This is a genomic window from Pseudonocardia sp. Ae717_Ps2, from assembly GCF_001932475.1.
GTDB lineage: Bacteria > Actinomycetota > Actinomycetes > Mycobacteriales > Pseudonocardiaceae > Pseudonocardia.
On sequence record NZ_MCIS01000001.1, the window covers coordinates 4,354,823 to 4,366,808 of the forward strand.

Here is an 11,986-nt window from a genome sequence, read left to right on the forward strand (position 1 = left end):
CGCGTTCACCGCTCACCTGATCGGGTGCAGCAGCACGTCCCGGACCATGCGCTCCCAGGCCGTCACAACGTCGGTGGACGGCAGTCCGAACTGGCCGATCAGGGCGGGGCAGCGGCCGTCCGGCCCGGTCAGGAGCACCGTCGTCATCGGACCGTACGGGCCGTGCGTGCGGACCGGGCGCACCGCCTCGATCTCGCCGGGGGCGAACGCGAACTGCACCGCACCCGACACCACGCCGACGACGTCGGCGGTCTCGACGTGGTCGACCGAACCCGTGCCGACCTGCAGACAGCCGCCGTTCGGCACGGCCAGCCCGGCCGGGACCCCGTGCTCGCAGAGCAGGCACAACAGGTCGACCGCCCGGGCGACGTCGCACGGCGGGGCGGCCGGGACGAGCCCGGCGGGGACCCGGCCGCCGCCGTCGGTGAGCGCGTCGAGCAGCCCGAGGTGATCGAGCTCGTCGGGAACCGCCGTCGGCACGACGGGCGGGTCGTCGACACGCGGGGCCAGCCGCATCACCTCGGTGACCAGCGGGGCGTCGGGCGACAGCAGGTGCGTGCGGTGCACGGCCCCGCCGTCGCCGTCGAACAGCCACAGCGCGGCGGGCTCACGACGCTCGTCGTCGGCCCGGGTCGCGACGACCGCGGCGACCGCGGGCCGGGACAGGCGCAGGGTCACCGCGTCGGCCCGGACCCCGAACGCCTCGCCGGTGAAGGTCGGCTCGGCGTAGGTACCGAGCTCGCTGATCAGGGCGATGCCGTTCGCGGTGGTCGCGACGACCTCGTCGAGCAGCGGGAGGTGCCGCGCCAGCGTGCCGGCGTCGAGGTCGAGCCGCTCGCCGACGAGGTGGGAGAGCAGGACGTCGAGGTCGGTGTGGGGCAGGGTCACGAGGCACGCTCCGGTTCAGTAGACGTCACGCAGGTACCGCTTCCCGCGCTTGAGGTCGGCGACGAACTCGGCCGCACCGTCCTCGCCCCCCGTGTGGGCGGCGAGGATCTCGTGCAGCGCGGCGTCGACGTCGCGGGCCATCCGGCTCGCATCGCCGCACACGTAGAGGTGGGCGCCCTCTTTCAGCCACGCGTACAGCCGGGCGCCGTGTTCGCGCATCCGGTCCTGGACGTACACCTTCTCCGGCTGGTCGCGGGAGAAGGCGAGGTCGAGGTGGGCGAGCAGGCCGTCGGAGGCCCAGCCGAGCAGCTCGGACCGGTAGAGGAAGTCGTGGTCGGAGCGGCGGTCGCCGAACAGCAGCCAGTTCCGGCCCCGCGCCCCGCGGGCGGCCCGTTCCTGCAGGAACGCGCGGAACGGGGCGACACCCGTGCCCGGCCCGATCATGATCATGTCGACGTCGTCGGCGGGTGGCCGGAACCCGGTGTTGGGCTGCAGCGAGACGACGGCGGTGTCCCCGACGGCGAGCCGGTCCGCGAGGTGGGTGGAGCAGACCCCGCCGACCGCGCGGTCGTCGCACCGGTAGCGGACCGAGGCGACGGTCAGGTGCACCCGGTCCGGGAAGAGCAGCGGGCTCGACGAGATCGAGTACGCCCGGTGCTGCAGCGGGCGCAGCAGCCCGACGAACTCCTCCGGGTCGAGCCGCACCCGTGCGGCGTGCAGCAGTCCGAGCAGGTCGCGGTCCCACAAGGCGCCCGCGCGGTCCTCACGCAGGGCGGCGCGCAGCCCGGCGTCGGCGGCCCGCTCGGCGAGCACCTCGAGCAGGTCCCGCGACGGCGTGACGATCTCGTGCGCGCAGGTCAGGAGCTCACGCAGCGGACGGTCACCGACCGGGGTGTCGCCGTCGTGACCGAGGTGGTCGAGGAGCGCCTCGACGAGCGCGGGATCGTTGGCGGGCACGACGTTGAGCGAGTCTCCCGCGGCGTAGGTCAGGCCGGTGCCGGTGAGGTCGAACTCGTGGTGGTGGATCTCCTTGTCCGAGGCGGGCCCGGACAGCCGCACCCGGTGGGCGAGCACGGCGGGCACCGGGGCGGGGCGTTCGCGGCGGCGCGCCGGCTCCGGCACGGGTGCGGGCGCGGGTGCGGGCTCCTCCGCGGCGGGCGCGGCGCTCAGCACGGCGACGATCTCGGGGAACCACTGCGCGGAGGCGTCCTCCCACATCACGTCGCAGTCGCGGCGTTCCAGGAGGCGGGTGGCCCCCAGCTCGGCGAGGCGGGTGTCGAGCAGCCGCCCGGCCGCGCAGAAGTCCTCGTAGGACTCGTCGCCCAGCGCGCACACCGCGAACGACATCGCGTCCAGGCGTGGCGCGTCGTCGGCGGTGATCATCTTCCGGAAGAGGTCGGCGTTGTCGGGCATCTCGCCGTCGCCGTAGGTGGAGCAGACGACGACCACCCTGCTCATCGCGGCGAGCGCGTCGGCGTCGACCGCGTCGAGCTCGTGCAGCTCCCACGGCACCCCGGCCTCGGTGAGGCGTTCGGTGAGAAGGTCGGCGACGTACTCGGCGTTGCCGGTCTCGGTGCCGTACAGCACGTGCACCGGGGTCATCCCGGACTCCTTCCGGACGGGTGCGGCGGCGCTGCGGGCGCCCGCGAGGTAGCCGGACAGCCAGATGCGCTGCTCGGCGGTGAACGGGGCGTCCGGCGAGATCGCCAGGTCGCCCAGCTCGGCCGGGGGCGGCGGCGCGATCACGGGGCACCCACCAGGTCCGGTGCGGCGCGGGCCGCGAACAGCTCCTCGACGCTCGGGATCCGGCCGAGGCGCGCGGTGTTCGCGGCGTCCTGGGCGAGGATCCAGCCGTAGGTGCCGGGGCTGTCGGTGCCGTACACGTCGCGCCGGGCGAGGGAGCGCTTGAGGTCGCCGACGCGCTTGTCCGAGACCAGTACGGCGAGCTCGTCGTCGGTGTAGCCGGCCAGCGCGTCGCGGGCGTAGCGCACCAGCCGCGTCCGGACGGCATGGTCCTCGGTGAGCAGCAGCGTGCGGACGGGAACGCCGCGGCGCGCGGCGACCTCCTCGGCGACGGTCTGCACGGTCAGTCCGTTGAGCAGGACGAACATCTCCTCTCCGGCGTCGCCGTCGGGTACCACCCCGGACGCGACGGGGACGCCGTCGCGCTGGGCGAGCTTGTGCCGGCGCAGCTGGTGCGCGGCGAGGGCGGCGGCGAGCTCGTCGACGAGCTCGCGCCGGGTGCGGGCGGCGAGGATCTCCCCGGCGTCCTGGTAGAGCCGCAGCGACCGCGGGGTCGCGACGAGCAGGTGCGCGCGCTCGCGCTCCCAGTCCTCGAGCAGCCGGGTGGCCAGCGGCGAACCGGTCGCCTCGACGTGCCACTCCAGCAGCAGCCGGACGGCGGTCGTGTGGAACCCCGAGACCGGTGCGACGTCGACCGAGTCGGTCGAGAACCCGACGGTCCCGGTCGGGTCGTACTGGTAGAGGAACCCGCCGGACATGCCGTTGCCCAGACCCGACCCCGCGGCGCCGAGGTTCAGCACGGCCCCGCCGGTCATGTACTCGCAGCCGAAGTCGCCGAGCCCCTCGACGACGGCACTCGCCCCGGAGTTCCGCACCGCGAACCGGTCCCCCGCCTCGCCCTGCACGAACAGCCGGCCGCCGGTGGCCCCGAACAGCGCGAAGTTGCCGACGAGCACGTTGGTGCCGGGCCGGTCGTCGTGCACGGTGCCGGGCGACCGGACCGCGATGGTGCCGCCGCAGGCGGACTTGCCGACGCCGTCGTTGGCGGTGCCGGTGTGGACGAGCCACATCCCGTCGTTGCAGAACAGCCCGAACGACTGTCCCGCGGCGCCGTGGGTGCGGACCCGCAGCCACCGCTGCGGCAGGAACCGGCGGCCGCGGTCGTCGACGAGTGCCGGTCCGGGGACGTGCTCGTGGTTCAGCATCCGCTCCACGTCGACGGCGAGGCGCCCGCCCACGGACCGGTGCCGGTTGCCCAGCACGCCGCCGTCGATGTCCACGCCGGACTCCCCACGGGCCAGGGCCGCCCGGACGGTGGCCGACCACCGCTCGTCGTGGTCGTGGTGGGCGCCGACCCGCACCGGGTCGGCGACCTGCGGGGTCATGACGCGGTGCAGCAGGCGGCGCAGGTCCAGCCGCCCGACCAGCGACGGGTGCCGGGCGAGGTGCAGCAGGTCGGCCCGGCCGCGGGCCTCGCGCAGGCTGCGCAGCCCGAGACCGGCGAGGATCTCGCGGACCTCGTGGGCGACGCCGAGCAGGTACTGGGCCAGCGCGCGGGGGTCGCCGTCGAAGGCGTCGGCGTCGGTGGTGATCCCGGCCGGGCACTTCACGTTGCAGTTCTTCGCCATGACGCAGCGCAGCATCATCAGCGCGGTCGTCCCGAACTCGAAGGAGTCGGCGCCGAGCAGCGCGGAGACGACGACGTCGCCGCCGGTCTGGTGCGCCCCGGAGCAGCGCAGCTCGACGGCGTCGCGCAGACCGTGCGCGGACAGCGCCTGGTGCACCTCGGCGACGCCCAGCTCCGCGGAGCGCCCGGCGAACTTCAGGCTGGTGACGTTGGCGGCGCCGGTGCCACCGGTGTTGCCGGCGACGTTGATGACGTGCGCACCGGCCTTCGCGACGCCGACGGCGATCGTCCCGATGCCCTCCGAGGACACCAGCTTGACCACGACCCTCACCCGCGCCGCGGTGGCGTCGTGGATGAGCTGGGCGAGGTCCTCGATGGAGTAGGTGTCGTGGTGCGGCGGCGGGGACACCAGCTCGACACCGGGCGTCGCGCCGCGGGCGGCGGCGATGTCGACGGTCACCTTGGCACCGGGCAGCTGGCCGCCCTCGCCGGGCTTGGCCCCCTGCGCGATCTTGATCTCGACCTGGTCGAGCATCGGGTCGGCGAGGTAGCCCGCCCACACCCCGAACCGTCCGGAGGCGAACTGCTTGACCCGGGAGCCGCGGATGGTGCCGAACCGGCTGCGGGACTCGCCGCCCTCGCCGCAGTTGGACAGCCCGCCGACCATGTTGGTGCCGTGGGCGACGGCCTCGTGCGCCCCGGCGACGAGGGCGCCGTGGCTCATCGCGCCCGAGGCGAGGGTGCGAGTGATCTCCGAGGCGGGCTGTACCTGCGACAGCGGGACCGGGTCGGGGGCGGTGACGAGCAGGTCCAGCCGGTCCGCGGCCGTCCCCGTCGCGGCCACCCGCAGGGTGCGGTGGTCGAGGCGTTCGACGGACACCCCGAGCCGCTCGGTCAGCCAGGACGCCAGCGGGCCGGCGTCGCCGTCGACGTGCAGCAGGTCGCCGTCGCGGCGGAGCCCGCGCACGGCGATGCAGGCGTTGCCGTGCGGGTCGATGCGGTCGAGCGCGGCGGCGGGATCGCCGTCGCGCAGGTCCGGCGGCAGGACCAGGACGTCGCGCAACGCGGACGGGCGCCGTTCGCGCTCGGCGGCGAGGGACCGGACGAGCTCGCGGTAGCCGGGCGTGGGCGCGGACGCGTCGATCTCGGCGTCGGTGAGTGCACCCAGTCCGGTGTGGACGTAGGCGTCGTCGTGCAGGCCGAGGGAGTCGGTGAGCGCGGCGAGCGGCAGCAGCCGGAGCTCGCGGTCGACCGTGCCCGCGGTGAGGCCGGTCCGTTCGTCGACCAGACCGGTGAAGGCGGTGACGGCGGCGGCGCCGTAGGAGTGCCCGGCGCCGTCGGAGCGTTCCTTGAACAGGCCGAGCTGCGGGAGGTCCTCGGGGCCGGTGACGGTCAGCGCGCGGGCGTGCCAGTCGCGGACCGAGCGCTCGACGTCGGCGAAGCCGGCACCGCCGACCGGGGCGTCGACCTCGGGGAGCCAGCGGGCGAGCACCGGGTCGCGGGTGTCGAGGTAGGCGGACTCGAAGAACTCGCCGCCGACGTAGCTCTCCATCGTGCACAGCCCGACCCGGGCCATGGTCTTGAGCAGGGACTTCTCCGCCGCGGCGCGGAAGCGCGCGAACGCCGCGCCGGGGTCGTCGGGGTGCTGCTGGACCGCGCGCAGGTGCGCGGTGTGCGGGTGCACGGCCGAGGCCCCGAACCCCAGGACGACGGCGAGGTGGTGCGCCGAGCAGACCTGCCCGGTCGCGACGACCAGCGAGACCGCGGGGCGCAGACCGGCCGCGACCAGAGCACGGTTCACCGCGGCGACGGCGAGTGCCGCGGGGACCGCGGCCCGGTCGCGGGCGACGGCGCGGTCGTCGAGGACGGCGATGCCACCGCGGTCGCGGGCGAAGGCGACGACCTCCGCGCACAGTCCCTCGACCGTGGCCTCCAGCGTCCCCGGCTCGTGCAGCAGCGCGAACCGGCCGACCGGGACGACCTGCTGGGCCTCGATGCGGGCGAGCCCGTCGGCGTCGAGCACGGGCGAGTCGAGGACGATGCGGTGGAACGGGCCGTCGTGCACCGGACGGGCACCGAGAGCGACGCGCAGGGTCATGCCGTCGGCCTCGCGGATCGGGTCCAGCGGCGGGTTGGTGACCTGGGCGAAGCGCTGGGAGAAGAAGTGCGCGACGCCGCCCTCGCGGTCGCTGAGGGCGTTGATGGCGTTGCCGTAGCCCATGGCGGAGACGCGTTCGGTGCCGGTGTCGAGCATCGGGTCGAGCAGGACGCGGAACGCCTCGGCGTCGAGGCCGTAGGCGACGTAGCGCTGGTGGACGGTGAGGTCGTCACCCCAGGCCTGCTCGGGGGCCCCGGGGGCGGCCGGGAGCTCGGCCGCCGGTGTCCGCGCCCCGGCCAGGAGGGCCTCGTGGTCGGCACGGGCGGCGAGCAGCTCCAGGGTCTGCGCGGTGTCGTAGGTGCGATGCTCACGGGTGCTCCACCACAGCATCCCGCCGGCCTCGATACGGCCGCGGCGCAGCACCTCGTCGTCGGGGAACGGGAATTGGCCCGCCTCCGAGGAGACGGTCAGGTAGTCGGCGGTCTCGCAGGTCCGCAGGGGACGCAGGCCGAGCCGATCGAGACGGGCGCCGATGACCTCCCCGTCGGAGAAGACCAGCGCGGCCGGGCCGTCGTTGATCTCCTCGACCAGCGACCGGTACTCCAGCATCGCACGCACCGGCGCGGGCAGCGTGCGGTCGTTCTCCCAGGCCGGGGGCATCGCGGCGACGACGGCCGCGACGAGGTCGAGCCCGTCGCCCGCCACACGTGCGTGCAGGGTCTGGTCGAACCGCGCGCTGTCGGACTGCCCGGGCGGCCGCACGATCCGGCGGCCCCGGGCGCGGGCGAGCGCCTCGTCGGCGATCCGGTTCTTGCGGTCGGTGTTGAGCTCGCCGTTGTGCGCGAGCAGCCGGAAGGGCTGCGCCATCGACGGGTGCGGGTCGGTGTTGGTGGAGAAGCGGGTGTGGAAGTAGAGGCTGCGCACCCGGTGCTCGGGGTCGGTGAGATCGGCGAAGTACGGCACGACCTCCCACGAGTTCAGCCGTCCCTTGAGGACCTGGGTGCGGGTCGAGAGGCTGAGCGGGTAGAGGCCGGCGACGGTCTCGTCGGTGTAGGCGACCGACTCGACGTCGAGCAGGATGCCGTGCGCCAGGCGCTCCGGGTCGGCGACGTCGGGGACCTCGACGATCCACTGCCGCACCGGGAGCTGCTGTGCGGCGGCCGCGGGGCGCAGCACCGACGGATCGACCGGCACGTCGCGGACGGCCAGGACGGTGCAGCCGTGCGCGGTGAGGGTGAGCGTGACCAGCGCCGCGGCCGCCGCGGCGCGTTCCGGGTCGGCGGGGAGGAAGACGTTCGCGACGGCGAACCGTCCCGGGGTCAGCTCGCGGCCGGCGAGCCGGGAGAAGAACGACACCGAGAGGTCCACCGAGACCCCGCCGCCGTCGCCGACGCCCTCGGCGGACATCCCGCCGCGGTGCGGCACGGCGCAGAGGGCACGATGAGCGAGGGCGAGCACGTCGTGGGTCTGCACCCCGTCCTTGCGGACGATCAGCCCGACGCCGCAGCTCGCGTGCTCCGCGGTGGGGTCGTGCAGTCCGGACGGTGCCACGTGGCGGTCCTCCTTCAGTAAGGGAAGGCTTACCTTAAGAAGGCGGGAGCGGCGGGATCAACGGCCGGTCGCTGTCGCGCAGGACACACCCGGCGTCGACGGCGGCGGACGGGCGGGACAAGCGCAGGGCTAGACTGCGGGCGACGGGGTGTGGCGCAGCTTGGTAGCGCACTCGCTTTGGGAGCGAGGGGCCGTGGGTTCAAATCCCGCCACCCCGACCAGCGGAAACGTCGCCGTGCGCGGCGTTCCGGAGGCGGTTGAGCGCGGCATCTGACAGGAACCTCAGTGCTCGTCGGCGTTCTCGACACCGGCCCCGAGCTGGGTGTTCAGCAGGTCGAGGGCATCACGCTGGCTGTCGAGCGTCACGTGACCGTGGACGTTCATCGTCTCGGTCGCGCTGTGGCTGACGACCCTCGGGTGCGCCTCGGGGATCGCCCCGAGGCAGGTCGACAGCCTCCGGAGCGACTATGCGGACATGGCCTCCGAAGCGCTGTTCGTCGCCATTCTGCTGTTCGAGTCGACATCGTCGGTACCGAGCTACCGACCGCTCTACCGCGAGGACGTCGTCCTGCTCCGAGCACTGTCGCTGGAGGACGCACAGGATCTTGCCGGACGACACGGGCACGAAGCCGAGACCTCCTACACGAACCACGCGGGGGAGACGGTCAGGGACCGCCTGTTACACGTCGTTGATGTCACCCCGGCTCTGACCGACGACCTCACAACGACAGTCGTTGACGTGTACAGCCGCCACTTCCGCGACATCGCGGCGTACCGGCGGTTCGACCCCCTGTGCGACGGCGAGCAGCTCTGGCAGTGAGCAGGGCGGGCCCCTGACCCGAACTCTCGAGACAGCCGTACCGAACCAGGTGGAACCCTGATGCCGTTCTACGCCACCATCGTCACAGTCACGGACATGAATGCAGGACCGGAGCCGGTAGGCCAGGAGCAGACAGGTGTGTGGGAACTCAGGATCGGAGTGTTCTGCACGGCCGACCAAGCCAGAGACCTGACCGACAAGATCCAACTGATGCTCTGCCCCGACCCGATGCACAGGTCGCCCTGCCCGATCCCCTGGTCGACGGCGCATTGGAAGCTCGATGACGATCAGGCCGCCGAGAACTACCCTGAGTTGATCGAACAAGCACGGATCGAGCGACAAGGCAGTGGACCAGCGCCCGCGCCAGCAGAGTAAGGGCTGCCCCCATCACGCAGTTGCGGCAGCCGGTCTCTTCGCCCGAGAGGGACCGAACTCGCTGTCACTGTTGAAGCTCGACGCGAAGGTCGGGATGCAGCAGTTGATCCAGCAGTAGCGCCCGGAACCGCGTGGACCGTGGCGACCCGACCTGCTCTGATCGACGCATGGCAACCGGGGTCGTGAAGTTCTACAAGGCCGAGAAGGGCTGGGGTGCGATCAGCAGCCCGGAGCTGCCCGACGGCCTCGACGCCTTCGTCCACTTCAGCGATATCGAGGCCGAGGGCTACAAGGCATTCGAGCAGGGCGACCAGGTCGAGTTCGACTACGAAGCGGCTCAGCAGGACAGCTTCCGTTTCCGCGCGACCCGCGCACGACGGCTCTGACACCTGGTTCCTCCCGCCTCGCGCTCGATCGCATCGAGCGCGAGGCGGATATCGTCGGTGTCAGCGTGGGCGTAGATCGTCGTGGTCGAAGAGCTGAACAGGATCGATGGCGGTCGACATGTGACAGTCCTGGAGGAACGGGGCGCAGTACGCTGCCGTTGACACGTCTCGAGAGTGCGTTCGGACAGAACCTAAGTGAGCACCGACCTTCAGTACGACGGGCCCTCCGCGTGGCGCCTGCACGTCTCCGTCGAGGCCTTGGCCCATGTCGCATGCGAGGTTGCCGGACTCGTCCCTGAGGGGGTCCACGCGCAGGCGGTCGGTACGCAGATCTCGATCTGGTCGAATCGGGGAGCGGGGTCGCCGCGGGTCGTCGAGATGAAGGACCTCGGCGTACCCGGCGATGCAGTGACGGCAACAGACATCCCGGCCGAAGCCGTGCTCCGTGCTCTGGACGCCATCCAGGAGATGGTCATGGACCACCTGCACCAGAGCTGGCCGGAGGCATCCGGAACGAGCGGCGGACTTCATCCGCAGGCCCAGCGCGACGGAGACCAGGTGGCATTCGGGTATGTGGACCGTTCCGGAGCCGGTCTGCAGCTCACACCGTTCCCGGTACCTCCCGAGCCGGAGCGGGTCGTCGCGGGCAGCGCTGTCGTGCCCGTCGCAGGCCGATAGCCGGCGTGCCCGTCGACGACGAGCCGAGCAGGCAAGGACGACTGCGTGCGAGCCAGGCGGAGAGTAGCGGTACGAGTTCACACTCACGTCTGCACAGACGCCAAGGATCGTGCGCGCCACCTCCTGCGACGTCAGTTCGATGGAGCCTCGCCGCGCGGAGCCAGGTCGGTGTCGTTCTCGTAGGTCGGTTGCCACATGGCGTCCTGAACGGCCTGAACGAGGTCCTCGTGCTCGATCGTCGCAACGTCGTCCGTTGCCGCCTGGCGGGCGACGGCAGCCGCGACCGTGGCCGAGGATGCGCGAAGGTTCGCCACGTCCGGGAGCAGGGATGCCCCCGGTGAGGTGGGGTCGACCTGAGACGCGACGGCCTCCGCAGCGGCGAGAAGCATGCCGTCGGTGACGTGCGTGGCGCCAGAGACGACGACACCCAGGCCGAGACCGGGATACAGGAGCGCGTTGCTCCCCTGGCCGATGACATATCGAGTGCTGCCGTGCTCCACCGGATCGACCGGGATACCGGTGGCGACGAGAGCCCGTCCCCCGCTCCACGGGATGATGTCCGCCGGCATCGCCTCGATCCGCTCGGTGGGGTTCGACAACGGCAGGATGATGGGCCGCTCGACATCAGCGCACATCGCTTCCACGACCTCTCGGGTGAAGGCTCCGTGGTCGGTGGACGTACCGATGAGGATCGTCGGCTTCGCCCGGCGGACGACCTCGAGCAGGCCGATCTTGCCGTCGTGCCGGTCCCAACCCTTCACCTCGGCGGCAGGCCGGGCGTAGGCCCTCTGGTAGTCGGGCAGGTCGGGCTGGTCGTCGGTGACGAGACCGTTGACGTCGACGAGCCAAATGCGGGCCTTCGCATCCTGGTCGGAGAGCCCGGCGCGGAGCATTCCGGCGTGGATCTGGTCGGCCATGCCGGTACCGGCGGTGCCTGCTCCGTAGACCAGCAGGCGCTGGTCGGCGAAGGTCTGGCCGGTGACCTTCATACCGGAGATGACCGCGGCCACGACGATGGCGCCCGTTCCCTGCATGTCATCGTTGAAGATCCGGTATTTTGCGGCGTTGTCGACGAGAATTCGGCGGGCATGAGACGGCCCGAAATCCTCGAAGTGCAGCAGTGCTTTGGGGAACTTGTCAGAAGCAACCTTCAAGTAGGTGGCAATGAATTCGTCGTAGCGCTCTCCGCGCACCCGGGAGTGGCGGTTGCCCAGATATGTCGGATCGTTGAGCAGGCTTTGGTTATCGGTACCGCAGTCGAGATTGACGGCGATCGTCCGGCCCGGGTGAATGCCGGCCGCGGCGGTGTACACCGCCAACTTGCCGACAGAGATGTCGGTTCCGTTGACACCCCAGTCCCCGATTCCGAGGATCGCTTCAGCGTCAGAACAGACGAGCAGGTCCACGTCGTCCGGTCCGAGCCCGAGACCGTCGAAGGACGTCTCGATGTCCTCGACCCGGTCGATGGACAGATAGACGGCACGAGTGCGGCGGTAGTCCCTGGACCACTTCTTGATGGCCTCTCCGACCGTGGGGTCGTACACGACCGGGAGCAGCTCGACCATGTGATCGACGAGGAGCCGATAGTAGACCACCTCGTTCCTGTTGTGCAGCTGGTCCAGGAAGATGTACTTCTGCAGATCCGTCTCGTACGCCGTCAGTTGGGAATAGCAGCGAGCGGCCTGCTGATCCAGGGTCTCGACAGCCGAAGGAAGCCTGCCGACAAGGCCGAGACGAACCCGCTCCGCAGGCGTGAACGCGGTACCCCGATCCTTGAGTGGATCGATCAAAGAAATGGGAGTGGACGACATGCAGTCTCC

General features: G+C 71.6%; 8 protein-coding genes and 1 tRNA gene. 5 read left to right on the forward strand and 4 right to left on the reverse strand.

What is annotated here, in order from left to right; all coding sequences use genetic code 11:
- Positions 1 to 12 precede the first annotated feature (12 nt).
- From Ae717Ps2_RS20050 to Ae717Ps2_RS20060, 3 genes are read right to left on the reverse strand one after another with little or no spacing between them, the layout of a single operon-like run.
- Positions 13 to 888: a hypothetical protein gene (locus Ae717Ps2_RS20050; protein ID WP_075310828.1), complete on the reverse strand. Its 876-nt coding sequence runs from the start codon at positions 886 to 888 to the stop codon at positions 13 to 15.
- A gap of 15 nt (positions 889 to 903) precedes the next feature.
- Positions 904 to 2,634 (reverse strand): sulfite reductase flavoprotein subunit alpha, encoded by a 1,731-nt coding sequence (locus Ae717Ps2_RS20055; RefSeq protein ID WP_233147636.1) that lies wholly within the window; start codon positions 2,632 to 2,634, stop codon positions 904 to 906.
- On the reverse strand, positions 2,631 to 7,907 hold the full coding sequence (locus tag Ae717Ps2_RS20060; protein WP_075310830.1) for a glutamate synthase-related protein: 5,277 nt from the start codon (positions 7,905 to 7,907) through the stop codon (positions 2,631 to 2,633). The genes Ae717Ps2_RS20055 and Ae717Ps2_RS20060 overlap by 4 nt, the downstream gene beginning before the upstream one ends.
- A gap of 144 nt (positions 7,908 to 8,051) precedes the next feature.
- Here Ae717Ps2_RS20060 and Ae717Ps2_RS20065 point away from each other — a divergent pair.
- The 5 genes from Ae717Ps2_RS20065 (at position 8,052) to Ae717Ps2_RS20085 (ending at position 10,166) form a co-directional block, all read left to right on the forward strand.
- A tRNA-Pro gene (locus tag Ae717Ps2_RS20065) sits at positions 8,052 to 8,128 on the forward strand.
- Positions 8,129 to 8,382: 254 nt separating this feature from the next.
- Positions 8,383 to 8,727, forward strand: coding sequence for a DUF4288 domain-containing protein (locus Ae717Ps2_RS20070; RefSeq protein ID WP_075310832.1), 345 nt, complete (start codon positions 8,383 to 8,385; stop codon positions 8,725 to 8,727).
- 60 nt (positions 8,728 to 8,787) lie between these two features.
- On the forward strand, positions 8,788 to 9,102 hold the full coding sequence (locus tag Ae717Ps2_RS20075; protein WP_198932218.1) for a hypothetical protein: 315 nt from the start codon (positions 8,788 to 8,790) through the stop codon (positions 9,100 to 9,102).
- A 182-nt stretch (positions 9,103 to 9,284) separates the two neighbouring features.
- Positions 9,285 to 9,488 (forward strand): cold-shock protein, encoded by a 204-nt coding sequence (locus tag Ae717Ps2_RS20080; protein ID WP_369804848.1) that lies wholly within the window; start codon positions 9,285 to 9,287, stop codon positions 9,486 to 9,488.
- Between the two features lie 195 nt (positions 9,489 to 9,683).
- Positions 9,684 to 10,166, forward strand: coding sequence for a hypothetical protein (locus Ae717Ps2_RS20085; protein WP_075333758.1), 483 nt, complete (start codon positions 9,684 to 9,686; stop codon positions 10,164 to 10,166).
- Between the two features lie 131 nt (positions 10,167 to 10,297).
- Here the strand turns inward: Ae717Ps2_RS20085 and Ae717Ps2_RS20090 are convergent, their stop codons facing one another.
- Positions 10,298 to 11,977: an NAD-dependent malic enzyme gene (locus Ae717Ps2_RS20090; protein ID WP_075333759.1), complete on the reverse strand. Its 1,680-nt coding sequence runs from the start codon at positions 11,975 to 11,977 to the stop codon at positions 10,298 to 10,300.
- Between the last annotated feature and the right edge of the window lie 9 nt (positions 11,978 to 11,986).

Coding starts and splice junctions, on each gene's coding strand:
- Ae717Ps2_RS20070 (WP_075310832.1), top strand. CDS start 8,383: ATGGCCTCCGAAGCGCTGTTCGTCGCCATTCTGCTGTTCGAGTCGACA.
- Ae717Ps2_RS20075 (WP_198932218.1), top strand. CDS start 8,788: ATGCCGTTCTACGCCACCATCGTCACAGTCACGGACATGAATGCAGGA.
- Ae717Ps2_RS20090 (WP_075333759.1), bottom strand. CDS start 11,977: ATGTCGTCCACTCCCATTTCTTTGATCGATCCACTCAAGGATCGGGGT.